Below are 24,401 nucleotides of genomic sequence, written 5' to 3'. Positions count from 1 at the left end.
TCAAAGGTAGGCCATCCGATGGGTAACGAAGCACACGATTTCCTCCCCGACGACCCGCAACCGGGCCCGTCGTGGGCCAACGCGCGCTGGCCGCTGGTCGGCGGCGAGGCGGAGGACGACCTTACCCAGGCGCTCGGCCCGACCGCGATGCAAGTCGCGGTCAAGGCCGCTGCCGCGAAAGCCGGCAAGGTCATGGACGACAAGGCGGTCGAGCAGGCGGCTGGCGATTCGATCCGCGCGATGATGCTCGTGCGGACCTACCGGGTGCGCGGTCACCTTGCCGCGAACCTCGACCCGCTCGGGCTTTCCACCCGCGATCTGCCCGCCGACATGACGCCGGAGTACCATGGCTTCACCGGTGCCGCGCTCGAACGACAGGTATATCTGGGCGGCACGCTCGGCCTCGAATGGGCGAGCGTCGGCGAGCTCGTGCGGATCCTCCGCAAGAACTACTGCGGCGACGTCGGCTTCGAATACATGCACATCGCCGATGTCGAGGAACGCCGCTTCATCCAGGAGCGGATCGAAGGTCCCGACAAGGTCATCACCTTCACTCCCGAAGGCAAGCGCGCGATCCTGGGCGCGGTGATCCGCGGCGAGCAGTACGAGAAGTACCTCGGCAAGAAGTACGTCGGCACCAAGCGCTTCGGCCTCGACGGCGGCGAGGCGATGATCCCGGCGCTCGAAAGCGTGATCAAGTACGGCGGCTCGCTCGGCGTGCGCGAGATCATCTACGGCATGGCCCACCGCGGCCGTCTGAACGTGCTCGCGAACGTCATGGCCAAGCCCTACCGGGTGATCTTCCACGAATTCTCGGGCGGCAGCGCGAACCCCGACGATGTCGGCGGCTCCGGCGACGTGAAGTATCACCTGGGTACATCGACCGACCGCGAGTTCGACGGGATCAAGGTGCACATGAGCCTGGTCCCCAACCCCTCGCACCTCGAGGCGGTGAACCCGGTCGTGCTTGGCAAGGCGCGCGCGCAGCAGGCGATCCGCGACGACCTCAAGAAGCACGAGCAGGTCCTGCCCGTGCTGATCCACGGCGACGCGGCGTTCGCGGGACAGGGGATCGTCTGGGAATGCCTCGGCTTCTCCGGCGTGCGCGGCTACAACACCGGCGGCTGCCTGCATTTCGTGATCAACAACCAGATCGGCTTCACCACCAGCCCGAAATTCGCCCGGTCTTCGCCCTATCCGTCCGACGTCGCCAAGGGCGTCCAGGCGCCGATCCTCCACGTCAACGGCGACAACCCCGAAGCGGTGACCTTCGCCTGCAAGCTCGCGATCGAGTATCGCCAACGTTTCGGCCGCGACATCGTGATCGACATGTGGTGCTATCGCCGCTTCGGCCACAACGAAGGCGACGAGCCCAAGTTCACCCAGCCGCTGATGTACGACGCAATCGGCAAGCACCCTAAGGTCAGCTCGATCTATTCCGCCCGGCTCGAGCAGGAGGGCGTCATCAAGCCCGGCGACGCCGACGCGATGTGCGACGAGTTCAACGCCCACCTCGACGAGGAGTTCGAGGGAGCCAAGAGCTACAAGCCCAACATTGCCGACTGGTTCGGCGGGCGCTGGGCCGGCCTCAACAAGCCCGCCGACCCCGAAGAAGCGCGCCGCAACGTCGATACCGCGATCTCCCGCAAGCTGCTCGACAGCCTCGGCCGCACGCTCACCACCGTTCCCGAGGACCTGGCGATCCACAAGACGCTCGAGCGCGTGCTCGAGGCGAAGCGCCAGATGTTCGCCAACGGCGAGGGCTTCGACTGGGCGACCGCCGAGGCTCTCGCTTACGGCAGCCTCGTCACCGAAGGCCACGGCGTGCGCCTGTCGGGGCAGGATTCTGGGCGCGGCACCTTCAGCCAGCGGCACGCGGTCTGGGTCGACCAGAAGACCGAGCGCAAGTACATCCCGCTCACCCAGCTGCCGCATGGCAAGTTCGAGGTCTACGACAGCCCGCTGTCCGAATACGGCGTGCTCGGCTTCGAATACGGCTTCGCCATGGCCGACCCGAAGAGCCTCGTGCTGTGGGAAGCCCAGTTCGGCGACTTCGCCAACGGCGCGCAGATCATCATCGACCAGTTCATCGCCGCGGGCGAGGCCAAGTGGCTGCGCGCCAACGGCCTCGTGATGCTGCTGCCGCACGGGTATGAAGGCCAGGGCCCGGAACACTCCTCGGCGCGGCTCGAGCGGTTCCTGCAGCTGTGCGCTAACGACAACATCCAGGTGTGCAACATCACGGTCCCGGCGAACTACTTCCACGTTCTGCGCCGGCAGATGCTCCGCCCGTTCCGCAAGCCGATGGTCATCATGACGCCCAAGAGCCTGCTGCGGCATCCGATGGCCAAGAGCGGCGTCGACGAGTTCACCGGCGACAGCCACTTCCGCCGCATCGTCTCGGACACGACCGAGATCGCCGACGAGAAGGTGCGCCGCCTCGTCCTGTGCAGCGGCAAGGTCGCCTACGACCTCATCGCCAAGCGCGACGAGGAAGGGCTCGACGACGTATCGATCGTGCGGATCGAGCAGCTCTACCCCTTCCCCGGAGAGCCGCTGGCCGTTCGCATCGGACGCATGCCCAACCTCGAGACGATCGTCTGGTGCCAGGAAGAACCGCGCAACAACGGCGCGTGGTTCTTCGTCGACCGGCTGATCGAGCAGGCCGCCTCCGCCGCGGGCAAGGACGGCATGCGCCCGGTCTACGCCGGCCGCGAGGTCGCCGCATCCCCGGCCACCGGTTACGCCAAGCGGCACGAGGAACAGCAGCGCGCGCTGGTCGGGCTTGCGCTCGGCATCAACGATGGCGGCGAGGCCCTGCGCGGCAACAAGGCGCGCCTCGCCAAGAAGAAACCCGCCTGAGGAAGCGATAGATGTCCAAGGAAGTCAAAGTCCCCACGCTGGGCGAGTCGGTCACCGAGGCCACCGTCGGCGAATGGCTCAAGCAGCCCGGCGACCCGGTCAAGGTCGACGAGCCCATCGCCAGCCTCGAGACCGACAAGGTCGCGGTCGAGGTGCCCTCGCCGGTCAACGGCGTGATGGGCGCGCACGCGGTCGAAGTCGGCGCGACGGTCGAGGTCGGCGCGCTGCTGGCGACGATCGAGGACGACGTCGCCGCGGGCGAGGCGACCCAGGTCGAACCGCGCGAAGCGCCGGCCCCGAAGGAAGATACCCCTCCACCGGCGAGCCCCGCTCCCGCCGCTGCCAAGGCTGCCGAACCGGCCGACGCGCAGACGCTGAGCCCCGCGGTGCGCCGCGCGGTGCTCGAGCACGGGGTCGATCCGTCGAGCATCAAGGGCACCGGCAAGGACGGCCGCCTGACGAAGGAGGACGTGCTTGCCGCTGCCTCGGCAAAGCGTCCTTCGACAAGCTCAGGACGAGCGGACGAAGAGGAGGCTCAAAAATCCGCTCAGCCTGAGCCTGTCGAAGGCCGGGCACCGCGTCGCGAGGAACGGGTCAAGATGACCCGCATGCGCCAGACGATCGCCAAGCGACTGAAGAGCGCGCAGGACACCGCAGCGCTGCTGACGACCTTCAACGACGTCGACATGACCGCCGTCATCGAGGCGCGCGAGAAGTTCAAGGATACCTTCGCAAAGAAGCACGACATCAAGCTCGGCTTCATGTCGTTCTTCGCCAAGGCCGCGTGCCTTGCGCTCAAGGACATCCCGGCGGTCAACGCGCAGATCGACGGCGATGAGATCGTCTACTTCGATTACGTCGACATCTCGGTCGCGGTCAGTGCGCCCAACGGCCTCGTCGTGCCGGTCGTGCGCGATGCCGACAGCAAGTCGTTCGCGCAGATCGAGAAGGATATCGCCGACTTCGGCAAACGCGCCAAGGACGGCACGCTGACGATGGAAGACATGAAGGGCGGCACCTTCACGATCTCAAACGGCGGCGTGTTCGGCGGGCTCATGTCCACCCCGATCATCAACCCGCCGCAGAGCGCCGTGCTCGGCCTCCACCGCATCGAGGACCGCCCGGTCGTCCGCGACGGCCAGATCGTGATCCGCCCGATGATGTACATCGCGCTGTCCTACGACCACCGCCTGATCGACGGACGCGAGGCGGTGACGGCCCTCAAGACGATCAAGGAAGCGATCGAGGATCCCATGCGGATGCTGATCGACCTCTGATGCCGGGGAGACTGAGCTTGGAACGCGAGGCATTCGTGGTTCTTTACGCGGGCCTCGCCCTTGCCGGTTGCGATGCCGCGACCCAGATCGCGGGCGATGCGGTGCAAGGGGAAATGCGCAACGCCGTCACCGCGCAGTGCCAGCAGGCTGCCGAAGGTGCCGGGATCGTTGCCGGTCGCGTTGCTGAAGTGTGCGAATGCGCGGTCCAGACGTTCGTAGCGGACAAGGACCTCAATCTCGACGACATCAGTCCGACGCGGATCGAGGGCATCGTGAACCAATGCGCCGCGCAAACGGGTGGCTCGACCACTGAAGCCGAACAGACAATGCCTGCGGAGGAAGCCGGTGGCTGACCAGACTTACGACTACGACGTCCTCATCATCGGTGCCGGCCCCGGAGGCTACGTTGCGGCGATCCGGGCCGCGCAGTTGGGGCTGAAGACCGCCTGCGTCGAGAGCCGCGAGACGCTTGGCGGCACCTGCCTCAACGTCGGGTGCATCCCTTCGAAGGCGATGCTCCACGCGAGCGAGTATTTCGACGCGGCGGCCAACGGCTCGATGGCCAAGATGGGCGTGCTAGTCGAGCCGAAGCTCGACCTTGAGGCGATGCACGCGCAGCGGCTCGACGCGGTCAAGCAGCTGACCGGCGGCATCGCGTTCCTGTTCAAGAAGAACAAGGTCGACTGGAAGAAGGGCCACGCCACCTTCGTCGACGCGCACACGGTCGATGTGGGCGGCGAAAAGATCACCACGAAGAACGTGATCATCGCGACCGGTTCCTCGGTGACCCCGCTGCCCGGCGTCGAGGTTGATAACGACAAGCAGGTCGTTGTCGACAGCACCGGCGCGCTTGAATTGAAGGCGGTGCCGAAGAAGATGGTCGTCATCGGCGGCGGCGTGATCGGGCTGGAACTCGGCTCGGTCTGGCGCCGCCTCGGCGCCGAGGTCGTCGTCGTCGAATTCCTCGACCAGCTGCTTCCCGGCATGGACATGGACATCCGCAAGGAAGCCGCCAAGATCTTCAAGAAGCAGGGCATGACCCTGATGCTGTCGACCAAGGTCACCGGCTGCACGGTAAAGGGCAAGACGGCGACGCTGACCATCGAACCCGCGGCAGGCGGCGAGGCTTCGACCATCGAGGCGGACTGCGTGCTCGTGTCGATCGGGCGGCGGCCGAACACCGAAGGTCTCGGGCTCGACAAGATCGGCCTCGAAACCAACAAGCGCGGCCAGATCGAGACCGACCACGACTTCCGTACCAAGGTGGACGGCGTGTGGGCGATCGGCGACGTGATCCCTGGCCCGATGCTCGCGCACAAGGCCGAGGACGAGGGCATCGCCTGCGCCGAGAACGTGGCCGGGCAGACCGGCATCGTGAACCACGCGGTCATCCCCGGCGTCGTCTATACCTGGCCCGAGTTTGCCGGTGTCGGCCTCACTGAAGACGAGGCTAAGGAGCGCGGCGCGGTAAAGGTCGGCAAGTTCCCGATGCTCGCCAACAGCCGCGCCAAGACCAACCACGAGCCCGACGGTTTCGTGAAGGTCATCGCCGACGCGGAAACCGACCGCGTGCTCGGCGTTTGGTGCATCGCCAGCGTCGCCGGCACGATGATCGCGCAGGCTGCGCAGGCGATGGAATTCGGCGCCACCAGCGAGGATATCGCCTACACCTGCCACGCCCACCCGACGCACTCCGAGGCGATCAAGGAAGCGGCGATGGCGGTGACCGGCAAGCCGATCCACATTTGACCTGAGGCAAGCGCTCGCGCATCTCCCTGACCGAGGGAGAGACGCATGATTCCTAAACTGACCGACGAACCGGGCGCGATCGAGGTCGCGGCGCAGATCGCCGGGGGCGAGCTTTCGCCGCTCGAGGCGGTGGATGCGTGCATCGCGCGGATCGAGGCGCTCGATGGACCGCTGAACGCTGTTGTGGTGCGCGATTTCGATCGCGCGCGCGATGCGGCCAGGGCGCTCGACGGAAAGGACCCCGAGGGCCGGCCGCTCTTCGGCGTGCCGATGACAGTCAAGGAAAGCTTCAACGTCGCCGGGCTGCCGACGACATTCGGGCACCTCGAATTCAAGGAATTCATCCCGCGGCGCGATTCGCGCGTGGTCGAGCGGCTGAAGGCGGCAGGCGCCATCATCGTCGGCAAGACCAACGTGCCTCCCGATCTCGCCGATCTGCAGTCGAACAATCCGGTCTACGGTCGCACCAACAACCCGTTCGATCATACGCGGGTCGCGGGCGGATCGTCGGGCGGCTCGGCGGTCGCGGTGGCAAGCGGGATGGTCCCGATCGAGTACGGCACCGACATCGGCAGCTCGGTGCGCAACCCGGCACACTTGAACGGAATTTTTGGCCACAAGACGACCTTCGGCCTCATCAGCCGGCGGGGGCACACCAGCCCGGTCGCACAGGGGCGCGATGTCCACGAGCCACCGCTGTCGGTGCCCGGACCGCTCGCGCGGTCGGCCGACGACCTCGCGCTGCTGCTCGACCTGACCGCCGAACGTCCGCTTGAGCACACCGCCAGGCGCTTGAACGAAATGCGCTTCCTCGCGGTGCTTGATCACCCGTCGAGCGAGATCGATGCCTCGGTGCGGGATCCGATAGAAGACGCGCTCTCCGCGATCGAGGCGGCTGGTGCCAAGGTTGACCGCTCGAGCGAGCGCCTGCCCGACCTTGCCCGCCAGCACGAGAACTACCTGCGCCTGCTCAACGTCGCGATGGCGCGCGGGCGTCCGGCGCCCGACGGCACCGCGATGAGCCTGTCCGACTATTTCATGCTGCTCGACGAACAGGCGCGCAACCGCTTCGCCTGGGCCGACCTGTTCGGAGCATACGACTTCGTGCTCGCCCCGCCGCTGCCCTTCGTTGCTTACCCGCACGACGACACGCCGATCCGTGACCGCCGCATTGCGATCAACGGCAAGGACAGCGCCTTTGCCGACGCGCTTGCCTGGGCGGGCCTAGCGACTTTCCCGAACCTGCCGAGCACGGTCGTGCCGGTCGGGGAGAGCGGCGGCCTGCCCTGCGGGATGCAGGTCATGGGACCGGAGTGGTCGGACCGCGACTGCATCGCCGCCGCTGGCGCGATCGGCGCATTGATGGGAGCCTGAGCCATGGCGCGCGGACGTTGGATGCAGCGCTATGCGCGCTGGCACATCTGGCTCGGCTGGCTCGTCGCCATCCCGATGGTGCTGTGGACCGTGAGCGGCCTGATCATGGTCGCCAAGCCGATCGAGGAGGTGCGCGGATCCGACCTGCGGATCGAGCCGGATGAGCGACCCGCGCTCAAGGGCAACCCGCGTCCGATACCCTTCCTGCTCGACGGATCGCCGCAGGTGGTTGAACTGCGCAGCTTCGTCCAGCGCGGGCGCGCGGTGACGCTGGCTACCGCGCCCGATGGCCGCGTGTCCCGCTACGACGCCGAGACCGGAGAGGCGATTCCCTCGCTCGACGAGCAGGAAGCGCGGGAGGCGATTGCCGCCTCGATCAAGGGCGGCGACAAGATCGCGGCCATGCGATCCTTCGAGCCGAACGAAGTGCCGTTCGATTTCCGCCGCCCCTCTCCCGTCTGGCAAGCGACGCTCAAGGATGGCACGCGCGTCTACATCAACCGCGACAGCGGGGAGATCGAGGCGGTACGCACCCGCTGGTGGCGCTTCTACGACTTCATGTGGGGTCTCCACATCATGGACACCGAGACGCGCGAGCAGCCGCACAATCCGCTGACGATCGGCTTCGGCAGCCTTGCACTGCTCGGGTCGCTCCTCGGCACGATCCTGCTTTTCCGGCGCCGCAAGGCACGCGTGAAGGCTTGACCGAGCGGCCACGCAGGACCAAGGCGCCGCGCGTGAGCATTCTCGCCATCCGTACCCCACACGCGCTTCGCCAACCGGCGGCCGTTCGGGTGCGCCTGGCAGGCACGCGCGGCTGACGCCGCCGCTCACGCTTCCACCGCACCCGGCCATTCGGCCGGACGTGCGATCGGTCGAACCGCCCTTCCAAGGACACGACCGATGATCACTTCAGACGACGAGATCGACCGCATTGCCCGCGGCCTGATCGATTGCACCCTGCCCAAGCCCGAATGGACCCACCGCGCCCACTTTGCCGCGGCGCTCTGGCTGCTCGCGCACCCCGAGGTGCTGGCGCGCGAAGGCGGGATGGCCCCGCTCATCCGGCGCTACAACGAAGCGACCGGCGTCGCGAACACGGCGACCGGCGGCTACCACGAGACGATCACTCTTGCCTCTTTGCGGGGCGCCGCGGCCGTACTGGCCGCGCATCCCGGCGCGCCGTTGGGGACGGTCCTCGATGCCTTGATGTCCGGCCCGCTCGGGGACAAGCGCTGGCCGCTCGTCTACTGGAGCGAGGCCCGGCTGATGAGCCCGGAAGCACGGCTCGCGTGGGTCGAACCCGATCTGGCGCCGCTACCCTGGCCGGAGTAAGCCGGTGCCATGAACCCGCCCGTCCTGCCGCCCCTGCTTGATCTCGCCGGAACTGCGGTGTTCGCGCTTACGGGCGCGCTGCTCGCCGCGCGGCTCAGGCAGACCTTCGTCACGATGGCGTTCTTCGCGTTGGTAACCGGGGTAGGCGGCGGATCCTTGCGCGACATGCTGCTCGGCGCGCCCGCGTTCTGGCTGCACGATCCGTGGGTCGCCCCGGTGATCTTCGGCACCGCGCTCGTCGCGTGGTTCACGCCGCGGACGTGGTGGGAGAACGAGTTGCTCGAATGGGCCGACGCTGCGGGGCTGGCTGCCTTCGCGGTACTGGGGACGGCGAAGGCGCTGGCCTATGGCGTCGCGCCCGTCCCCGCGGCAGTGCTCGGCGTAGTGACCGGCTGCGCAGGCGGAGTGGCGCGCGACGTTATCGCGGGGGTCCCCTCGATCATCATGCGGCCCGAGATCTACGTGACCGCAGCCGCCCTCGCGGCGGTGCTGACGGTGGCCGGTTCGCTGGGCGGAATGCCCGATGCCGCGACCTGGGCGCTCGCCTGGGTCGCGGGGTTCGGGGTCAGGGGCGCGGCGATCCGCTGGAAGCTCGCGCTCCCAGCCTATCGCGAAGCACAGGACTGATCAGCCCGCGAAGTCGGGAGCCTGCGCGGTTTGATAGCGTCCGTCGTCGCCCGTCGGCTCGGGATCGCCCGGCAGTGGCCCGCCGGGATAGGCAGGCGTGCCCTCCTGCGCGGCCCGCGCGGCGGTGTACCGGTCGTCGTCCCACTGGCGATCCTCGACCGCCGGCGCGCTACCGACCGCATCGCTGCCCCGATAGTTGCCACCGCGGCCGAAATCGACATTGTCGATCCGCCCGTCGTTTCCGATCGTGCAGCGGAAGGTGTCGCCGGTCCGCGTGCGTCCCGTCACATCCCAGCCGTTGCCAGTGCGGTTCGCGCCTTCGACCGTATCGATCCGCGCGCTGCGTTCGACTTCGCGCGCGCACATGTCGACCGCGCGGTCGAGACCGCGGCTGTCGTCCCAGCGCGAGTTCGACGGACGGCTGCGGTAGTCGCGATCGTATCCGTAATCCCGATCCCGGTAGCGATAATCGCGGTCGCGATAGTCGCGATCGCGCTGGCTGGCCTTGCTCGCCGCGCTGGCGACCGCGGCGATCGTTCCCAGCACGACAACCGCGCCGATCACGTCACCCGCGTCGACCCGGTTGCGGCGATACCAGTAACGATGGTTCTGCGCGTCGACCGCATCGGCGTCGAACACGCCCGGCGTCTCGACGGCAGACGGTGCGGCGACCTGCGGCAGCTCGGCCGCGGCGAGCGGCGCTGCGGCCATCGATGCACAAGCGGCAAGCGCCGCGGCGGAAGTGAAACGGAGATTGAGACCCATGACCCGCAAGACCCCTCAAGACGAGCAATGCGGCAGGATACCGCAAGATGACGCGAACGACTAGGCGGTCCAGGCTTGCAACAGCCTGAACCGCCCGTGTTTTCAGAAGGGTCGCGTCTTACCAGCCGTAGCCGTAGCGATTGCTGTAGCGGCTCTGGTTCTTGAGGCCGCTGTAATCGAGATCCGCGATCCGGCCGTAGCGGACTTCGCAGCTGAAGTTGGCCCGGTCGTAGTCCCGACCGCCATAGCGGTAGTTGTAGTCCCGGCCCCAGCCGCTGCCGCGCTCGTTGACGATCAGGGTGCCCTTCACGCGGTATCCGTCGCGCTTGCGGTCGATGTCACGAATGTCGGTCACCCGGACGCCGCGATAACCACGGCGCGAAAGATCGCGCTGGGCGGCGCTGACGCACTGCTCGACGGCCTGGCGCGAGTTGCCGTTCCGACGATAGTCGTAGCCGTAGCGATCGCCGTACCGGTCACCGTAACGGGTGTCCCCGTAGTAGGGCTCACCGTAAGTGCCGCGATAGCGGTCCTTGCCGATCGAGCTCGCGACGGCTGCGATGCCGCCGATCACCAGCGCACCGGCGATGATGTCGCCCGCGTCGATGCCGTCGTCGTTGCGATCGCGCGCCATTGCGGGAGTGGCGGATGCCAGAGCCATCGCGCCAGCCGCGACGGTGGCAACAGTGCCCTTGGCGAAGGCTGTGGAAACGGTCTTCATGGCTCACCTCAGTCTAGCCGCGGAAAAGGAACTATCCCGCTTCGTGCCACCATGTGTGCCCGATTCGGGTTGAGGCGAGCCTGAATTGCTGTGTTAGCTGGCGTTCAGGTTATTCCGCTGATTCCTTAACCGCGGTCGGTATCGATGGGTCGCCTTGGCTGGCCCCACCACCTACATCCAAGCCCGTCCATCGCGCCAGAAAGGCGAGAACGTCGGCCCCTTCGGCGATGGCCTTGTCGGTCGGTTTCCCCCCGCCGTGGCCGGCGCGCGTCTCGATCCGGATAAGGTGGGGCTTGTCCCCGGCCTCCGCAGCCTGGAGCGCGGCCGCATACTTGAAGCTGTGCCCCGGAACCACCCGGTCGTCGGTATCCGCCGTAGTGACAAGGACGGCCGGATAGTCGGCCCCGGCGCGAATGTTGTGGTACGGGGAATAGGATCGCAGGACCCTGAAGTCGGCCTCTTTCGAAGGATAGCCGTAATCGTCGACCCAATAGCGGCCCGCGGTCCACCGGTCGAAACGCAGCATGTCCATGACCCCCACCGCCGCGTGCGCCGCGTCGATGAGGTCCGGGCGCTGGTTGACCACAGCGCCCACCAGCAATCCGCCGTTCGAGCCGCCCTGGATCGCGAGCCCGCGCTCGCTGGTCACGCCGTTGGCCTTGAGCCATTCACCGGCGGCGGCGAAATCGTCGAACACGTTCTGCTTCTTGTGCAGCCGTCCGGCATCGTGCCACGCCTTGCCGTATTCGCCGCCGCCACGAATGTTCGCGAGTGCGAAGACCCCGCCGGCATCGACCCAGGCCATTCGCACGGAGGAGAACGTCGGCGTCAGCGCGTTGTCGAAACCACCGTATCCGTAAAGCAACGTCGGCGCCGGGCCGGTCACGTCCTTGCGCTTGACGAGGAACATCGGGATCCGCGTTCCGTCCTTCGAGGGATAGAAGACCTGGTCCACTGCGTAATCCGCCGGATCGAAGGCGATATCGGGCGTCGCGAAAGGTGTGCTTTTCCCGGTTTCCAGGTCGAGCCGGTATATGCCGCCCGGTTGGTTGAAGCTCGCGTAGTTGTAGAACGTCTCGGGGTCGCCGGGTTTGCCGCCGAAGCCCGTCGCGCTGCCCAGCCCGTTCAGCTCGATGATGCGACCCGGCTTTCCGTCCAGGGTGAAGACTTCGGCCCGGCTCGCAGCATCCTTGAGGAAGCTGACGATCAGGCGATCCCCGACGATGGACGCGCCATCGATGGGCTCGGATCGCGCCGGCACGACCGTTTCGAACTTCGGAGTCTTCGCTTCGAGGTCGACTTTCACGATCCGGTAGGTCGGGGCGTCCTTGTTGGTCTTGAGATAGAGAGTCGATCCGACGGTATCGATCACGCGCCAGTCGTGGTCGAACCCACTGACCAGCGGCCGCGAATGCCAGCCCGTTCTGGCGCGTAGTGACAGGTCGATCACCTGCAATTCGTTGCGCGCGTCAGTCCCGGTCGACGACGTGATGAAAGCCCAGCGCCCGTCGTCCGAAACGCTGGCATTATACCCGCGCTCGCGGAAATCCGGGGTCGAGAAGACCTGCTCATCCTCGCTTTGCGGCGTGCCGATCCGGTGGAAATAGACCGCGTGGTCGTAATTCAGCGCCTGGAAGTCCCTGTCCTTTTCAGGCTCGGGAAAGCGCGAATAGAGGAAGCCCTCCTCGCCCACCCACGACAGCGCGGTGAACTTGGCCCAGCGCACCTCGTCCGCAAGCGGCTCGCCGGTTGCGACTTCGAGGGCCCGGATGATGCGCCAGTCAGTTCCGCCATCCTGCACCATGTAGAGAAGCTTCGAGCCGTCGGGCGACGGTTGCCACTCGGAAAGCGCAGTCGCGGCGTCCCGTGACCAGGCGTTGGGGTCGAGCAACAGGCGGCGCTTGCCGTCGAGACCATCCTGCACATAGAGCGGGCTCTGGTTCTGGAGGCCCGTGTTGCGGGTGTAGAAATAGCGATTGCCGAACTTGCGCGGAATACCGAACCGCTCGTAATTCATGAGTTCGGCGATGCGCGCGCTGAACCAGTCGCGCCCCGGAAGACTCCCGAGATAGCCCCGCGAGACCGCATTCTGCGCCGCCACCCATTTGGCGACCCTGGGATCGGATCGCACGTCCGCTTCGAGCCAGCGGAAGGGATCGGCAATCCGCTCTCCGAAAAGGGTCTCCACGATATCGACCCGTTCGCTGACGGGGTACACTGGCCTGGGTTCCGGCAAGGCGTCATCCTTGGACATGGCTGGGCTTGCCGGTGCGGTCAGGGCCAGCAGGGAAGCGATTCCGAGCAGCACGGACGAGCGGGCAGTCATGCTCTCTCCACGAGTGAGAAACAGCCGCGAATGTATCCGACGGCGGTGCGCGTTCAACCCGGACTCGACGAAGGGCGTGCGCCAAGCAAAAAGGGCCGGAGGTTTCCCCCCGGCCCTTCGTTTGTCTCGTGTCGAGCGAAGCCTCAGGCTTCCTCGAACTCGTCCTCTTCGGCGTTCATCACCGGGCCCGAATCCTGGCCCTTGGCATCGACGTCACGGTCGACGAATTCGATGATCGCGATCGGCGCGGCGTCGCTCTGGCGGATGCCGGCCTTGATGATGCGGGTGTAGCCGCCCTCACGATCGGCGTAGCGCTCGGCGAGCACGTCGAACAGCTTCTTGACCTGCGTGTCGTCTCCAAGGCGGCTGACCGCGAGGCGACGGTTCGAAAGGCCGCCGCGCTTGGCGAGCGTGACCAGCTTCTCGACGTAAGGACGCAGTTCCTTCGCCTTGGGCGTGGTGGTGAGGATCTGCTCGTGCTTGACGAGCGCCGCCGCCAGGTTGCGCAGCAGCGCGGCGCGGTGGCCGCTCTTGCGCTGCAGCTTGCGGCCCTTGATGCCGTGCTTCATTGTTCAGTACTCCGTTCGATAAGGGTCCGTGTCAGGTAACCCAGAGCAGGCCGGAAAAAGGGGTCCGGCCCATGCCCCGTGCGGCTATCAGCCCAGCAGTTCCTGCTCGAGCTTCTTGGCCATTTCCTCGATGTTCTCCGGCGGCCAGCCGGGGATGTCCATGCCGAGGCGCAGGCCCATCGAGCTCAGGACTTCCTTGATCTCGTTGAGCGACTTGCGGCCGAAGTTCGGCGTGCGGAGCATCTCGGCCTCGGTCTTCTGGACCAAGTCGCCGATGTAGATGATGTTGTCGTTCTTGAGGCAGTTCGCCGAACGCACCGACAGCTCGAGCTCGTCGACCTTCTTGAGAAGGTAACGGTTGAGCTGGTTGGCGTCGCTCTCTTCCGTCGGGGCGGCCATGCCGATCATCGGGCTCGAGGCCACCGGCACGCCGTCTTCGAAGTGGACGAACAGCGCGAGCTGGTCCTGGAGGATGCGCGCGGCATAGGCCACGGCGTCTTCAGGGGTGACGGTGCCGTCGGTCTCGACGGTGAGCGAGAGCTTGTCGAAGTCGAGTTCCTGACCGACGCGGGCGTTCTCGACCTTGTAGCTGACCTGGCGCACCGGCGAGTACAGCGAGTCGACCGGGATCAGGCCGATCGGCGCATCGACCGGACGGTTGCCGACTGCGGGGACGTAGCCCTTGCCGGTGTCGGCGGTCAGTTCCATGTTGAGGTTCGCGCCCTCGTCGAGGTGGCAGATCACGAGGTCCTTGTTCATGACCTCGATGTCGCCCGACACGGCGATGTCGCCGGCCTTGACCTCGCCCGGACCGGTAGCGGCGAGCTGGAGGCGCTTGGGCCCCTCGCCTTCCATCTTCAGCGCGATCTGCTTCACGTTGAGGACGATGTCGGTCACGTCCTCGCGCACGCCGGCGAGCGAGGAGAATTCGTGCAGCACGTTCTCGATCTTGATCGAGGTGATGGCGGCACCCTGAAGGCTCGACAGCAGCACGCGGCGCAGCGCGTTGCCCAGCGTCAGGCCGTAGCCACGCTCGAGCGGCTCGGCGACGAAGGTGGCCTTGCGGCCCTTCGCGGCGTCCTTGACCTCGAGGGTGTTGGGCTTCTTGAGTTCCTGCCAGTTCTTGGTGTTGACGGCCATGGATATCCCCTGGGGTTCAAATGCGTTTGGGATCGGCGCCGTGGGGCGTCCGATCCCTGGAAGGTCGGCGGCGGGGCCGGGCCCTGCCGCCGGGCAGGCAATCAGACGCGGCGGCGCTTCGACGGCCGGACCCCGTTATGCGGGATCGGAGTGACGTCACGGATCGAAGTGATCGTGAAGCCGACCGCCTGGAGGGCGCGCAGCGCGCTCTCGCGGCCCGAGCCGGGGCCCTTGACCTCGACCTCGAGCGTACGGACGCCGTGCTCGGCGGCCTTCTTGCCGGCATCGTCGGCGGCGACCTGGGCGGCATAGGGAGTCGACTTGCGGCTGCCCTTGAAGCCCATCATGCCGGCGGACGACCACGAGATCGCGTTGCCCTGTGCGTCGGTGATGGTGATCATGGTGTTGTTGAAGCTGGCGTTGACGTGCGCCACGCCGCTGGTGATGTTCTTGCGTTCACGCCGGCGAATGCGCTGGGGTTCACGTGCCATGTGGGAATTCCTGTCCTAGATCCAAGAGAGAAAGCTGCTGCCTGACGGAAGGCGCGGCTTACTTCTTCTTGCCGGCGATCGGCTTGGCCTTGCCCTTGCGGGTGCGGGCGTTGGTGTGAGTGCGCTGGCCGCGGACCGGAAGGCCCTTGCGGTGGCGCAGGCCGCGATAGCTGGCGAGGTCCATCAGGCGCTTGATGTTGATCGCGGTCTCGCGGCGCAGGTCGCCCTCGACCTGGTGCTCGGCGTCGATCGTCTCGCGGATCTGCAGCACTTCGGCGTCGGTCAGGTCCTGCACGCGGCGGGTGTGATCGATGCCCAGCTTGTCGGCGATCTTGACGGCCGTGGTGCGGCCGATACCGTGGATGTAGGTGAGCGCGATGATAACGCGCTTGTTGGTGGGGAGGTTTACCCCGGCAATACGAGCCACTTAATTCTCCATGCTCCACAGGGACGATTGGCAGTTGCCGGTCCCTATCTCATCGCTTGCATCCGACGCGGGCGAAGGCCCTGACGGCAAAAAGCCCGGATGGCGCGCGCTGAGGCTGCCGCCTGCCGGACTCGTCCCGCTGTGTCGAATGTGGGCGCGCTTAAGACGATTCGCCCCGGGCGTCAATGCCCGAGCGCACGAAAAGGAGCGCGAGCGCCGCAGGGGCCCCGCCACTCGTTCGTCGCAGGGGTATTACACCCTAACAGCCAATGCGTCAAAGCCCACTCGCGCCGGTGGCGTCACTTGGGCTTGTCGGTCTTCCTGTCCATCGCATCGAGCGCCGCGCCGACATCTTCGTTGTCCGCGGGTGCGACTTTGCCGGATGGCTTTTCGGAAGGCTTGTCCGAAGGCGTGGCTTCCTGCTTCGCCGGAGGCTTGGGAGCGGCCTTCGGTGCCGGAGCATCGACCCGGCCGAGCTTCCCGGCAAGATGCCCCAGCTGCTGGCTCATCACCCCGTCGACTGCCTTGGAGATCGTCGCAACCGGAAATCGCATGTGGCCTGCAACGATGTATTCCCAGACGATCTTGGTACCCCCACTGGCCTTGTCGGGCTGCATCGTGATCGTCAGCACACCGTCCACCGGTTCGGATTGAAGCGGGCCGAGCCCACCGCGCATGCGCAGGACCTTCATCGGCTCCGCCATGACCACGCTCATGTGCTGCGCACTGCCCGCCAGCCCAACCGCGGCCGTGCTGTCCTTTTCCGGAATGCGCTCGCAGAAGCATCCGCCGCCCTGCGGGGTCAGCATCATGTTGGCGGCCTTGCCCGACCAGGTGTGCGCGTCGTCCCACCAGTCACCCGGCGAGATGAGCGCGAGCCAGGCCGCATTCGGTGCAGCCTTCACGACAGCCGTGTCGCGGGTGACGAAGTGATCGTCGGAAGTCTCGACGACCTCGGCTGCGGCAGGGGCCGCCAGGCTGAGCGCGAGCATCGCACTCAATGCGGTTTTCGACATCGAAGAATCTCCCATCGCCGCGCCCTATCCCACGCACGACGCGACGGGAAAAGGGGTTACGATGCGAGGATTGCCTCGATCGCGTCGGTCACCTCGCAGATATCGGCCATGCCCTCGACGCGGCGAACGATGCCTCGTGCTTCGTAGACCGGGAGGATCGGTGCGGTCTTGGCGCGGTATTCGGCCATGCGCGTGCGCACGGTGTCCTCGTTGTCGTCGGGTCGGCGCTTGAACTCGTGGGCACCGCACTTGTCGCAGGTCGCCTCGACAGCAGGCTGCTTGAATACGTCGTGGTAACCCTCACCGCAGTTGGCGCAGGTAAAGCGGCCGGTGATGCGCTCGACCAGCGCATCCTCGTTCACGTCAAGCTCGATGACGTAGTCGAGGGTGCGGCCGTGCTGAGCGAGAATCGCATCGAGCGAATGCGCCTGCGCCTCGGTCCGCGGATAGCCGTCGAAGATCGCGCCGACACCGTCGCCCATCGCGGTCAGTTCGGCGTCAATCAGCCTGGAGACGATCTCGTCGGACACCAGCTCGCCGCGTTCCATCACCGCCTTGGCCTCGAGCCCGACGGGGGTGCCCGCCTTGACCGCGGCGCGCAGCATGTCGCCGGTCGAGAGCTGGCGCATGCCGTGGTGCTCGACGAGGCGCTGCGCCTGGGTGCCCTTGCCCGCCCCCGGCGGTCCCAACAGGATAATGTTCACGGCTGAGTCCCCCGAGGTCTGGTCAGGTTAGCGCAGGCGGCCTTTCAGCTTCGCCTTCTTGATGAGATCGCCGTACTGGTGGGCCAGCAAGTGCGACTGGATCTGGCTAATCGTGTCGACCGTGACGTTGACGACGATGAGCAGGCTTGTGCCGCCCATTACCATCGCGACGCCGGTCTGGCTGAACATGTACTCCGGGATCACGCAGACCAGCGTCAGGTAGATCGCGCCGATCACCGTGATACGGGTGAGGACATAATCGAGATAGTCCTGCGTCCGCTTGCCGGGCCGGATGCCGGGAATGAACCCGCCGTTCTTCTTCAGGTTCTCCGCCGTCTCTTCCGGGTTGAACACGACCGCGGTGTAGAAGAAGCAGAAGAAGATGATGCCCGCGGCGTAGAGCGCCAGGTACAGCGGCTGCCCGTGCTGCAGGTAGAAGTTCATCGAGGTGATGATCCCGCCAGCGGTGCTCTCCGTGTCGATCGACTGTCCGGCGAACTGACTGATGGTCAGCGGCAGGAGGAGCAGCGAACTCGCGAAGATCGGCGGGATGACGCCGGCGGTGTTCAGCTTCAGCGGAAGGTGGCTGCGGTCGGCCTGCATCATGCCCTTGGCGCTCGCGCGCTTGGGGTACTGGATCAGCAGGCGGCGCTGCGCACGCTCCATGAAGCAGATGAACAGCACGAGGCCGACGATCATCACGATCAGGCCGACGATCACGAAGCCGCTGATCGAGCCCGAGCGCGCGCCTTCGAAGAGGTTCGCGCCAAAGCTCGGGAACTGGGCGACGATGCCCGCCATGATGATCAGCGACACACCGTTGCCAATCCCGCGACTGGTGATCTGCTCACCGAGCCAGAGGAGGAACATGGTACCGCCGACGAGGCTGATGACCGCGGTGATGCGAAACGTCAGGCCGGGGATCACCACCGCCTGCAGGCCGCTGGAAGCGCCGTAGGCTTCGAGGCCAGAGGCCAGGAACCAGCCCTGGATCGCGCAGAGGAACACCGTGCCGTAGCGGGTGTACTGATTGAGCTTCTGCCGCCCGGTCGCGCCTTCCTTCTTCAGCGCGGCGAGCGCCGGGTGGAGCGAAGCGGCGAGCTGGATGACGATCGAGGCGGTGATGTAGGGCATCACGCCGAGCGCGATGAGGCTCATGCGCTCCAGGCTGCCGCCCGAAAAGGTGTTGAACAGGTCGAGGATGCCGCCGCGGGTCTGCTCGTAGAGCGACTCCAGGATCAGCGGGTTGACGCCCGGCAGCGGCACGAAGCTCAGGAACCGGAAGACGATCAGCGCACCGATCGTGAACCAGATGCGGTTCTTGAGCTCGGTGGCCTTGGAGAAGTTCGCGAGGCTGAGTGAGCTCGCGATGTTGTCGGCGCGTGATGCCATTGGGAGTACCCGAATATCCTAGTCTGGCGCCAGAGGTCTTGGGGGCCCCTCCCGGCGATGGGAGGCTAGATAGGGAGCGCGAGGTCCGATGTCGAACCCCGCGCCCACACTTTTCGTTACTTCGCGGCCTTCTTCGCCTTGTTGGCGGCGGCGCGCTCGGCCTTCTTCTCGGCTTCCGGCTTGCCGGCCTCGATGATCTCGACCTTACCCCCGGCCTTTTCGACCGCTTCGATCGCGCCCTTCGACGCGCCGGCAACCTTGAAAGTGACCTTGGCGGTCAGCTCGCCCTTGCCGAGCAGACGGACGCCGTCCTTGCCGCCACGCGCAAGGCCCGCGGCCTTGAGCGCGTCGTGGTCGATCGTGCCCTTGGCGTCGAGCTTCTTGGCGTCGATGAACTTCTGGACCATGCCCAGGTTCACTTCGGCGAAGTCCTTGCCGTTCGGGTTGTTGAAGCCGCGCTTCGGCAGGCGCATGTGGAGCGGCATCTGGCCGCCCTCAAAGCCCTTGATGGCCACGCCGGAGCGTGCCTTCTGGCCCTTCTGGCCGCGGCCAGCGGTCTTGCCCTTGCCCGAACCGATGCCCCGGCCGACCCGCATCTTGCGGTGACGGGCACCTTCGTTGTCGCGGATGTCGTTCAGTTTCATGTCAGTGCACTCGCTTTCGCTTTTGTCGCGCTATGTCGGCCCGGCCATGCCGGGCGCGACGGTATGTCAGTCGACGATCTCGACCATGTGGGGCAGCTTGGCGATCGCGCCGCGAACTTCGGCCGAATCCTCGACCTCCACCACGCGGTGCATCTTGCCGAGGCCCAGGCCGACCAGAATCTTCTTCTGGCTTTCCGGGCGGCGGATCGGACTGCCGATCTGCTTGAGCTTGATCTTCGCCATAATGCTTACTCCGTGATCGCGGCGGCGTCGGCTTCGGCCTCCGCCTCGCTCGCGCCGCCCCGACCGAGAAGGTCGGCGACCTTCTTGCCGCGACGCTGGGCGACCGACTTCGGCGAAGTCTGGTCCTGCAGCGCGGCGAACGTGGCGCGGATCATGTTGTAGGGGTTCGACGTGCCGACTGACTTGGTCACGACGTCGGCCACACCCAGGCTCTCGAACACGGCACGCATCGGGCCGCCGGCGATGATGCCGGTACCCGCAGGCGCGCTGCGGACGTTGACCTTGCCCGCACCGAAACGGCCTTTGCCGTCGTGGTGGAGCGTGCGGCCTTCCTTGAGCGGGACGCGGATCATCTTTTTCTTGGCCGAAGCGGTCGCCTTGGTGATGGCTTCCGGCACTTCGCGCGCCTTGCCATGACCGAAGCCGACGCGGCCCGAACCGTCGCCCACGACGACCAGCGCCGCGAAGCCGAAGCGCTTGCCGCCCTTCACCGTCTTCGAGACGCGGTTGATGTGGACGAGCTTCTCGATGATGCCGTCGTCTTCTTCCTCGCGCCGGTTGTCCCGGCGGTCGCCGCGACCACGGCCACGGCCGCCTTCGCGATTGCCGCCACGGTTTCCGCCGCGATCACCGCCACGGGCACCACGGCCACGCGGCTGGGTCGGATCGCCGCTTTCGGCGCTCTGCGTCTCGGCGGCTTCCGACGGAGTGTCGGCAATCGCCGGCTGCTCGAGGGTGACCGCGTTCTCGGTCTCGGCAGTCGCTTCGTTCTTGTTTTCGTCAGCCATCATCAGAACTCCAGCCCGCCTTCGCGGGCGGCGTCGGCCAGCGCCTTGACGCGGCCGTGGAAAAGGAAGCCGCCGCGATCGAACACGACGGTGGAGACGCCGGCCTTCTTGGCGGCGGCGGCGATGTCCTTGCCCACCTGCGCGGCGGCATCGACATTGGCACCGCTGGACTTGCCGCCCAGCGTGCTTGCCGCGGCAACGGTCTTGCCGGCGGCATCGTCGATGATCTGCGCGTAGATGTGCTTGCCGGTGCGGTGCACCGACAGGCGGGGCCGGTTACCGGCACGCGACTTGATCGCGGTGCGCACGCGGCGGCGGCGGCGCTCGAAGAGGGAAAGCTTGGCCATCTTACTTCTTCTTCCCTTCCTTGCGGAAGATGTACTCGCCGCGATAGGCGATACCCTTGCCCTTGTACGGCTCGGGCTTGCGCCAGCGGCGGATTTCGGCGGCGAACTGGCCCACGGCCTGCTTGTCGATTCCCGAAACCTCGACGGTGGTCTGGTCCGGCGTCTTCACCTCGAGCCCCTCGGGAACGTCGAGATCGACGTCGTGCGAGTAGCCGAGCTGCAGCTTGAGCTTCTTGCCCTGCGCCTGCGCACGGTAGCCGACGCCCTTGATGTCGAGCGTCTTGGTGAAGCCGTCGGTGACGCCTTCGACCAGGTTCGACACGAGCGTGCGCTGCATGCCCCAGAAGGCACGCGCCTGCTTGGTGTCGTTGGCCGGGCGGACCAGGATGCGGTCGTCCTCGACCGTGTAGCTGATCTCGTCACGCATGTTCAGCGTGAGCGACCCCTTCGGTCCCTTGACCGTGAGAATGCCATCCGTGGTGTCCGCGGACACCCCGGCCGGCACGGCGACCGGAACTTTGCCGATGCGGCTCATCAGAACACCTCCGCCAGCACTTCGCCGCCGACGTTCTGCGAACGGGCTTCCGCGTCGGAAAGCACGCCCTTCGGCGTTGAGACGATGGTGATGCCGAGGCCGTTGCGCACCACCGGGAGTTCCTTGGAACCCGAGTAGACGCGGCGGCCCGGCTTGGAGACGCGAGCGACGTGCTTGATCGCAGGCTCGCCTTCGAAATACTTCAGTTCGATCCGCAGCGCGGGGTGCTTGCCCGTAGCGTCTTCGCTGTAGCCACGGATGTAGCCTTCGCGCTGGAGCACTTCGAGGACGTTCGCACGCAGCTTGCTCGCCGGCGTAAGGACGCTGTCCTTCTTCGCCTGCTGGCCGTTGCGGATGCGGGTGAGCATATCACCCAGGGGGTCGGTCATAGCCATCGGTCAGATCCTCACCAGCTCGACTTCGTGAGACCCGGGATCATGCCCTTGTTGCCAAGGTCCCGGAGCTCGACGCGGCAAAGGCCGAACTTGCGGTAGTAGCCGCGCGGGCGGCCGGTGGTGGAGCAGCGGTTGCGCACCCGGGTCGGGTTCGCATTGCGCGGAATTTCGGCCAGCTTCAGGCGCGCGATCAGGCGCTCGCCATCGTCCTTCGACTCGTCGTCGGCAATGGCCTTCAGCCGGGCGTACTTGCCCGCGTACTTCTTCACGAGCTTCTTGCGCCGCTCGTTCTTGTTGATGGAACTCAGTTTCGCCATGGACTTAAGCTCTCTTCCTCAAATCTGGGTCACGCCGCGGCCTGCTGCTCTTCAGCAGCATCTTCGCGCGGGAACGGGAAACCGAACAGGCGCAGCAGCTCGCGCGCTTCGTCGTCGGTCTTCGCGGTGGTGGTGACGATGATGTCCATACCCCGGACCTTCTCGATCTTATCGTACGAGATTTCCGGGAAGATGATCTGTTCCTTCAGGCCCATCGCATAGTTGCCGCGCCCGTCGAAGCTCTTCGGGTTCAGCCCGCGGAAGTCGCGGATGCGGGGCATGGCGATGGTCACCAGGCGGTCAAGGAACTCGTACATGCGCTCGCGGCGAAGGGTCACCTTCGCACCGATCGGCATGCCTTCACGCAGCTTGAACTGCGCGATCGACTTCTTCGCCTTGGTGATGACCGGCTTCTGGCCGGCGATCAGCGCCATTTCCTCGGCGGCGGTCTGGACTTTCTTCTTGTCCTGGCTCGCCTCGCCCACGCCCATGTTGAGCGTGATCTTCTCGATCTTGGGCACTTCCATCGCGTTCTTGTAGCCGAACTTCTCCGTCATCGCCTTGGCGATGTCGGATTCGTACTTGGCCTTGAGGCGCGGGGTGTAGCTCTTCTCAGCCATCGATGGTCTCCCCGGACTTGACGGCGACACGGACCTTGCGGCCGTCCTTGTTCGTTTCGAACCGGACGCGGGTCGGCTTGCCGTCCTTGGGATCGGCCAGCGCCACCTTCGAGATGTGCATCGGAGCCGGCTTGCGGTCGATGCCACCCTGCGGGTTCTGCTGGCTGGGCTTGCGGTGACGGACGATCACGTTGATCCCGTCGACGACGACCTTGGCGTCCTTCGGCATCACGGCCTGGACGGTGCCGGTGCGGCCCTTGTCCTTGCCCGAGAGCACGACGACGTTGTCGCCCTTCTTGATCTTAGCGGCGGCCATTACAGCACCTCCGGCGCGAGGCTGATGATCTTCATGAAGCCGCGGCCGCGCAGTTCGCGCACGACGGGGCCGAAGATACGGGTGCCGATCGGCTCCTCGTTCTTGTTCACGAGCACCGCGGCGTTGCTGTCGAAGCGGATCACGCTGCCATCGGGACGACGCACGTCCTTCTTGGTGCGCACGATCACCGCACGGTGGACGTCGCCCTTCTTCACCTTGGTGCGCGGCTGCGCCTCCTTGACGGAGACGACGATCACGTCGCCGACGCCCGCGGTCCGACGCTTCGAGCCGCCCAGCACCTTGATGCACTGGACGCGCTTCGCGCCGCTGTTGTCCGCGACGTCGAGATTGGATTGCATCTGGATCATCGATCCGGTTCCTTCTCGTTCGGCTTGCCGGAACCAGTCCGGCAGTTCCTCAGTCTAATCAGTTGCTTGCGGCTTCGACTTCAAGGTCGGCTTCCACCGCCTGGACGCCGCCAGCCTGCACCCGGTCCTTCACGGCCCAGGTCTTGGTCTTCGAAATCGGGCGGGTCTCTTCGATCCGCACGACGTCGCCGGGCTTGTACTCGTTGCCCTCGTCGTGGGCGTGGTACTTCTTCGAGCGACGGATGATCTTGCCGTAGAGCGGGTGCTTAACCTTGCGCTCGACCAGCACGGTCACGGTCTTGTCGGTCTTGTCGGAGACGACGGTTCCGATGAGGATACGCTTGGGCATATCGGTTTCCTTACTTCGCCGCCGAGCGCGAACGCTCGTTCTGCAGCGTCTTGATGCGCGCGATGTCGCGGCGCACCTCACGGATGCGCGCGGGGCGCTCCAGCTGGTTGGTCGCGGCCTGGAAACGCAGGTTGAACGCCTCGCGCTTCAGGTCGACGAGCTGATCGGACAGCTGGTCGTCGGTCTTGGTGCGCATGTCGGCAGCCTTCGGGTTGCCGGCGTCGGCCTTGGCGGCCTTCTTGGCGGGGGCTTTGGCCATTACTCGGCTCCCAGGTGCGAGGTGTCACCCAGGCGGGCGACGACCTTGGTCTTGATCGGCAGCTTCATCGCCGCGCGGCTGAACGCCTCGGCCGCGAGCGGGCCGGGAACGCCGTCGAGCTCGAACAGGATGCGGCCCGGCTTCACGCGAGCGGCCCAGTATTCGATCGAACCCTTGCCCTTGCCCTGACGGACCTCGGCAGGCTTCTTCGACACCGGCACGTCCGGGAACACGCGGATCCACAGGCGTCCCTGACGCTTGATGTGGCGCGTGATCGCGCGGCGCGCGGCCTCGATCTGGCGGGCGGTGACCCGCTCCGGCTCGAGCGCCTTGAGGCCGTACGAGCCGAAGTTCAGGTCGGTACCGCCCTTGGCGTCGCCCTTGATCCGGCCCTTGAAGGCCTTGCGGAACTTGGTCTTTTTCGGTTGCAGCATTGTTCTAGCTC

Annotated in this window: 31 protein-coding genes; 8 read left to right on the top strand and 23 right to left on the bottom strand. The window is 66.1% G+C overall.

Annotated elements, in window-relative coordinates; all coding sequences use genetic code 11:
* The first annotated feature begins 18 nt into the window (after positions 1 to 18).
* The 8 genes from A6F68_RS06485 (at position 19) to A6F68_RS06450 (ending at position 9,224) form a co-directional block, all read left to right on the top strand.
* Complete coding sequence (locus A6F68_RS06485; protein WP_067677540.1) at positions 19 to 2,862, top strand: 2-oxoglutarate dehydrogenase E1 component; 2,844 nt, start codon at positions 19 to 21, stop codon at positions 2,860 to 2,862.
* A gap of 11 nt (positions 2,863 to 2,873) precedes the next feature.
* Positions 2,874 to 4,139 carry a 2-oxoglutarate dehydrogenase complex dihydrolipoyllysine-residue succinyltransferase gene (gene odhB, locus A6F68_RS06480; protein ID WP_067677538.1) on the top strand — a complete coding sequence of 422 codons (1,266 nt, stop codon included), beginning with the start codon at positions 2,874 to 2,876 and terminating at the stop codon, positions 4,137 to 4,139.
* Between the two features lie 17 nt (positions 4,140 to 4,156).
* The gene (locus A6F68_RS06475; protein WP_067677536.1) at positions 4,157 to 4,492 is read left to right on the top strand and encodes a hypothetical protein; all 336 of its coding nucleotides are present in this window, start codon (positions 4,157 to 4,159) and stop codon (positions 4,490 to 4,492) included.
* The gene (lpdA, locus tag A6F68_RS06470; RefSeq protein WP_067677534.1) at positions 4,485 to 5,888 is read left to right on the top strand and encodes a dihydrolipoyl dehydrogenase; all 1,404 of its coding nucleotides are present in this window, start codon (positions 4,485 to 4,487) and stop codon (positions 5,886 to 5,888) included. The genes A6F68_RS06475 and lpdA overlap by 8 nt, the downstream gene beginning before the upstream one ends.
* Positions 5,889 to 5,933: 45 nt before the next feature.
* Entirely contained in the window at positions 5,934 to 7,262 is a 1,329-nt protein-coding gene (locus tag A6F68_RS06465; protein WP_067677532.1) for an amidase family protein, read from the top strand.
* A 3-nt stretch (positions 7,263 to 7,265) separates the two neighbouring features.
* Complete coding sequence (locus tag A6F68_RS06460; RefSeq protein WP_067677530.1) at positions 7,266 to 7,967, top strand: PepSY domain-containing protein; 702 nt, start codon at positions 7,266 to 7,268, stop codon at positions 7,965 to 7,967.
* A gap of 198 nt (positions 7,968 to 8,165) precedes the next feature.
* Positions 8,166 to 8,597 (top strand): hypothetical protein, encoded by a 432-nt coding sequence (locus tag A6F68_RS06455; protein WP_067677528.1) that lies wholly within the window; start codon positions 8,166 to 8,168, stop codon positions 8,595 to 8,597.
* Positions 8,598 to 8,606: 9 nt separating this feature from the next.
* Positions 8,607 to 9,224, top strand: a complete 618-nt coding sequence (locus A6F68_RS06450; protein ID WP_067677526.1) for a trimeric intracellular cation channel family protein — start codon at positions 8,607 to 8,609, stop codon at positions 9,222 to 9,224.
* Here the strand turns inward: A6F68_RS06450 and A6F68_RS06445 are convergent, their stop codons facing one another.
* The 23 genes from A6F68_RS06445 to rplP form a co-directional block, all read right to left on the bottom strand.
* Positions 9,225 to 9,989 (bottom strand): hypothetical protein, encoded by a 765-nt coding sequence (locus A6F68_RS06445; protein WP_067677524.1) that lies wholly within the window; start codon positions 9,987 to 9,989, stop codon positions 9,225 to 9,227.
* 118 nt (positions 9,990 to 10,107) lie between these two features.
* Entirely contained in the window at positions 10,108 to 10,710 is a 603-nt protein-coding gene (locus A6F68_RS06440; protein ID WP_067677522.1) for a hypothetical protein, read from the bottom strand.
* 109 nt (positions 10,711 to 10,819) lie between these two features.
* Positions 10,820 to 13,036: a prolyl oligopeptidase family serine peptidase gene (locus A6F68_RS06435; protein WP_067677520.1), complete on the bottom strand. Its 2,217-nt coding sequence runs from the start codon at positions 13,034 to 13,036 to the stop codon at positions 10,820 to 10,822.
* 143 nt (positions 13,037 to 13,179) lie between these two features.
* A complete protein-coding gene (gene rplQ / locus A6F68_RS06430) occupies positions 13,180 to 13,605 on the bottom strand; it encodes a 50S ribosomal protein L17 (protein ID WP_067677519.1) in 426 nt (141 codons plus the stop codon).
* An 87-nt stretch (positions 13,606 to 13,692) separates the two neighbouring features.
* Positions 13,693 to 14,745 carry a DNA-directed RNA polymerase subunit alpha gene (locus A6F68_RS06425; RefSeq protein WP_067677517.1) on the bottom strand — a complete coding sequence of 351 codons (1,053 nt, stop codon included), beginning with the start codon at positions 14,743 to 14,745 and terminating at the stop codon, positions 13,693 to 13,695.
* Positions 14,746 to 14,846: 101 nt separating this feature from the next.
* Positions 14,847 to 15,236 (bottom strand): 30S ribosomal protein S11, encoded by a 390-nt coding sequence (rpsK, locus tag A6F68_RS06420; RefSeq protein ID WP_021689122.1) that lies wholly within the window; start codon positions 15,234 to 15,236, stop codon positions 14,847 to 14,849.
* Between the two features lie 58 nt (positions 15,237 to 15,294).
* Entirely contained in the window at positions 15,295 to 15,663 is a 369-nt protein-coding gene (rpsM, locus tag A6F68_RS06415; RefSeq protein WP_067677515.1) for a 30S ribosomal protein S13, read from the bottom strand.
* A gap of 299 nt (positions 15,664 to 15,962) precedes the next feature.
* Complete coding sequence (locus tag A6F68_RS06410) at positions 15,963 to 16,679, bottom strand: hypothetical protein (RefSeq protein ID WP_067682182.1); 717 nt, start codon at positions 16,677 to 16,679, stop codon at positions 15,963 to 15,965.
* Positions 16,680 to 16,735: 56 nt separating this feature from the next.
* Positions 16,736 to 17,383 carry an adenylate kinase gene (locus tag A6F68_RS06405; protein ID WP_067677514.1) on the bottom strand — a complete coding sequence of 216 codons (648 nt, stop codon included), beginning with the start codon at positions 17,381 to 17,383 and terminating at the stop codon, positions 16,736 to 16,738.
* 27 nt (positions 17,384 to 17,410) lie between these two features.
* Positions 17,411 to 18,775, bottom strand: coding sequence for a preprotein translocase subunit SecY (gene secY / locus A6F68_RS06400; protein WP_067677512.1), 1,365 nt, complete (start codon positions 18,773 to 18,775; stop codon positions 17,411 to 17,413).
* A gap of 116 nt (positions 18,776 to 18,891) precedes the next feature.
* Positions 18,892 to 19,419 (bottom strand): 50S ribosomal protein L15, encoded by a 528-nt coding sequence (rplO, locus tag A6F68_RS06395; RefSeq protein ID WP_067677510.1) that lies wholly within the window; start codon positions 19,417 to 19,419, stop codon positions 18,892 to 18,894.
* A 66-nt stretch (positions 19,420 to 19,485) separates the two neighbouring features.
* Positions 19,486 to 19,662 carry a 50S ribosomal protein L30 gene (gene rpmD / locus A6F68_RS06390; RefSeq protein ID WP_067677508.1) on the bottom strand — a complete coding sequence of 59 codons (177 nt, stop codon included), beginning with the start codon at positions 19,660 to 19,662 and terminating at the stop codon, positions 19,486 to 19,488.
* A gap of 5 nt (positions 19,663 to 19,667) precedes the next feature.
* Positions 19,668 to 20,450 carry a 30S ribosomal protein S5 gene (gene rpsE, locus A6F68_RS06385; RefSeq protein WP_418369000.1) on the bottom strand — a complete coding sequence of 261 codons (783 nt, stop codon included), beginning with the start codon at positions 20,448 to 20,450 and terminating at the stop codon, positions 19,668 to 19,670.
* A gap of 2 nt (positions 20,451 to 20,452) precedes the next feature.
* Positions 20,453 to 20,797 carry a 50S ribosomal protein L18 gene (gene rplR, locus A6F68_RS06380; RefSeq protein ID WP_067677506.1) on the bottom strand — a complete coding sequence of 115 codons (345 nt, stop codon included), beginning with the start codon at positions 20,795 to 20,797 and terminating at the stop codon, positions 20,453 to 20,455.
* Between the two features lies 1 nt (position 20,798).
* Positions 20,799 to 21,332: a 50S ribosomal protein L6 gene (rplF, locus tag A6F68_RS06375; RefSeq protein ID WP_067677505.1), complete on the bottom strand. Its 534-nt coding sequence runs from the start codon at positions 21,330 to 21,332 to the stop codon at positions 20,799 to 20,801.
* Positions 21,332 to 21,727 carry a 30S ribosomal protein S8 gene (gene rpsH / locus A6F68_RS06370; protein WP_067677503.1) on the bottom strand — a complete coding sequence of 132 codons (396 nt, stop codon included), beginning with the start codon at positions 21,725 to 21,727 and terminating at the stop codon, positions 21,332 to 21,334. Before rpsH ends, rplF begins: the two co-directional genes overlap by 1 nt.
* An 11-nt stretch (positions 21,728 to 21,738) precedes the next feature.
* Positions 21,739 to 22,044: a 30S ribosomal protein S14 gene (gene rpsN, locus A6F68_RS06365; protein ID WP_067677501.1), complete on the bottom strand. Its 306-nt coding sequence runs from the start codon at positions 22,042 to 22,044 to the stop codon at positions 21,739 to 21,741.
* A 29-nt stretch (positions 22,045 to 22,073) separates the two neighbouring features.
* Entirely contained in the window at positions 22,074 to 22,664 is a 591-nt protein-coding gene (gene rplE / locus A6F68_RS06360; RefSeq protein ID WP_067677499.1) for a 50S ribosomal protein L5, read from the bottom strand.
* Positions 22,657 to 22,980: a 50S ribosomal protein L24 gene (rplX, locus tag A6F68_RS06355; protein WP_067677497.1), complete on the bottom strand. Its 324-nt coding sequence runs from the start codon at positions 22,978 to 22,980 to the stop codon at positions 22,657 to 22,659. The genes rplE and rplX overlap by 8 nt, the downstream gene beginning before the upstream one ends.
* A complete protein-coding gene (gene rplN / locus A6F68_RS06350) occupies positions 22,980 to 23,348 on the bottom strand; it encodes a 50S ribosomal protein L14 (protein ID WP_067677495.1) in 369 nt (122 codons plus the stop codon). Before rplN ends, rplX begins: the two co-directional genes overlap by 1 nt.
* Positions 23,349 to 23,406: 58 nt before the next feature.
* Positions 23,407 to 23,697 carry a 30S ribosomal protein S17 gene (gene rpsQ, locus A6F68_RS06345; RefSeq protein WP_067677494.1) on the bottom strand — a complete coding sequence of 97 codons (291 nt, stop codon included), beginning with the start codon at positions 23,695 to 23,697 and terminating at the stop codon, positions 23,407 to 23,409.
* Between the two features lie 10 nt (positions 23,698 to 23,707).
* Positions 23,708 to 23,956 carry a 50S ribosomal protein L29 gene (gene rpmC, locus A6F68_RS06340; protein ID WP_067677493.1) on the bottom strand — a complete coding sequence of 83 codons (249 nt, stop codon included), beginning with the start codon at positions 23,954 to 23,956 and terminating at the stop codon, positions 23,708 to 23,710.
* The gene (rplP, locus tag A6F68_RS06335; protein WP_067677492.1) at positions 23,956 to 24,390 is read right to left on the bottom strand and encodes a 50S ribosomal protein L16; all 435 of its coding nucleotides are present in this window, start codon (positions 24,388 to 24,390) and stop codon (positions 23,956 to 23,958) included. The genes rpmC and rplP overlap by 1 nt, the downstream gene beginning before the upstream one ends.
* Positions 24,391 to 24,401: the final 11 nt, after the last annotated feature.

Origin of the sequence: Tsuneonella dongtanensis (assembly GCF_001698205.1) — a bacterium.
Classification (GTDB): Bacteria; Pseudomonadota; Alphaproteobacteria; order Sphingomonadales; family Sphingomonadaceae; genus Tsuneonella; species Tsuneonella dongtanensis.
Note: the sequence above shows the minus strand (reverse complement) of the source record. Positions and strands in the feature narration are given on the sequence as shown.

What these genes read in the sequence shown, in the direction of transcription:
- A6F68_RS06485 (WP_067677540.1), top strand. Translation starts at nt 19, where the DNA reads ATGGGTAACGAAGCACACGATTTCCTCCCCGACGACCCGCAACCGGGC.
- odhB (WP_067677538.1), top strand. Translation starts at nt 2,874, where the DNA reads ATGTCCAAGGAAGTCAAAGTCCCCACGCTGGGCGAGTCGGTCACCGAG.
- A6F68_RS06465 (WP_067677532.1), top strand. Translation starts at nt 5,934, where the DNA reads ATGATTCCTAAACTGACCGACGAACCGGGCGCGATCGAGGTCGCGGCG.
- A6F68_RS06460 (WP_067677530.1), top strand. Translation starts at nt 7,266, where the DNA reads ATGGCGCGCGGACGTTGGATGCAGCGCTATGCGCGCTGGCACATCTGG.
- A6F68_RS06455 (WP_067677528.1), top strand. Translation starts at nt 8,166, where the DNA reads ATGATCACTTCAGACGACGAGATCGACCGCATTGCCCGCGGCCTGATC.
- A6F68_RS06450 (WP_067677526.1), top strand. Translation starts at nt 8,607, where the DNA reads ATGAACCCGCCCGTCCTGCCGCCCCTGCTTGATCTCGCCGGAACTGCG.
- A6F68_RS06445 (WP_067677524.1), bottom strand. Translation starts at nt 9,989, where the DNA reads ATGGGTCTCAATCTCCGTTTCACTTCCGCCGCGGCGCTTGCCGCTTGT.
- A6F68_RS06440 (WP_067677522.1), bottom strand. Translation starts at nt 10,710, where the DNA reads ATGAAGACCGTTTCCACAGCCTTCGCCAAGGGCACTGTTGCCACCGTC.
- A6F68_RS06435 (WP_067677520.1), bottom strand. Translation starts at nt 13,036, where the DNA reads ATGACTGCCCGCTCGTCCGTGCTGCTCGGAATCGCTTCCCTGCTGGCC.
- rplQ (WP_067677519.1), bottom strand. Translation starts at nt 13,605, where the DNA reads ATGAAGCACGGCATCAAGGGCCGCAAGCTGCAGCGCAAGAGCGGCCAC.
- A6F68_RS06425 (WP_067677517.1), bottom strand. Translation starts at nt 14,745, where the DNA reads ATGGCCGTCAACACCAAGAACTGGCAGGAACTCAAGAAGCCCAACACC.
- rpsK (WP_021689122.1), bottom strand. Translation starts at nt 15,236, where the DNA reads ATGGCACGTGAACCCCAGCGCATTCGCCGGCGTGAACGCAAGAACATC.
- A6F68_RS06410 (WP_067682182.1), bottom strand. Translation starts at nt 16,679, where the DNA reads ATGTCGAAAACCGCATTGAGTGCGATGCTCGCGCTCAGCCTGGCGGCC.
- secY (WP_067677512.1), bottom strand. Translation starts at nt 18,775, where the DNA reads ATGGCATCACGCGCCGACAACATCGCGAGCTCACTCAGCCTCGCGAAC.
- rplO (WP_067677510.1), bottom strand. Translation starts at nt 19,419, where the DNA reads ATGAAACTGAACGACATCCGCGACAACGAAGGTGCCCGTCACCGCAAG.
- rpmD (WP_067677508.1), bottom strand. Translation starts at nt 19,662, where the DNA reads ATGGCGAAGATCAAGCTCAAGCAGATCGGCAGTCCGATCCGCCGCCCG.
- rpsE (WP_418369000.1), bottom strand. Translation starts at nt 20,450, where the DNA reads ATGGCTGACGAAAACAAGAACGAAGCGACTGCCGAGACCGAGAACGCG.
- rplR (WP_067677506.1), bottom strand. Translation starts at nt 20,797, where the DNA reads ATGGCCAAGCTTTCCCTCTTCGAGCGCCGCCGCCGCCGCGTGCGCACC.
- rplF (WP_067677505.1), bottom strand. Translation starts at nt 21,332, where the DNA reads ATGAGCCGCATCGGCAAAGTTCCGGTCGCCGTGCCGGCCGGGGTGTCC.
- rpsH (WP_067677503.1), bottom strand. Translation starts at nt 21,727, where the DNA reads ATGGCTATGACCGACCCCCTGGGTGATATGCTCACCCGCATCCGCAAC.
- rpsN (WP_067677501.1), bottom strand. Translation starts at nt 22,044, where the DNA reads ATGGCGAAACTGAGTTCCATCAACAAGAACGAGCGGCGCAAGAAGCTC.
- rplE (WP_067677499.1), bottom strand. Translation starts at nt 22,664, where the DNA reads ATGGCTGAGAAGAGCTACACCCCGCGCCTCAAGGCCAAGTACGAATCC.
- rplX (WP_067677497.1), bottom strand. Translation starts at nt 22,980, where the DNA reads ATGGCCGCCGCTAAGATCAAGAAGGGCGACAACGTCGTCGTGCTCTCG.
- rplN (WP_067677495.1), bottom strand. Translation starts at nt 23,348, where the DNA reads ATGATCCAGATGCAATCCAATCTCGACGTCGCGGACAACAGCGGCGCG.
- rpsQ (WP_067677494.1), bottom strand. Translation starts at nt 23,697, where the DNA reads ATGCCCAAGCGTATCCTCATCGGAACCGTCGTCTCCGACAAGACCGAC.
- rpmC (WP_067677493.1), bottom strand. Translation starts at nt 23,956, where the DNA reads ATGGCCAAAGCCCCCGCCAAGAAGGCCGCCAAGGCCGACGCCGGCAAC.
- rplP (WP_067677492.1), bottom strand. Translation starts at nt 24,390, where the DNA reads ATGCTGCAACCGAAAAAGACCAAGTTCCGCAAGGCCTTCAAGGGCCGG.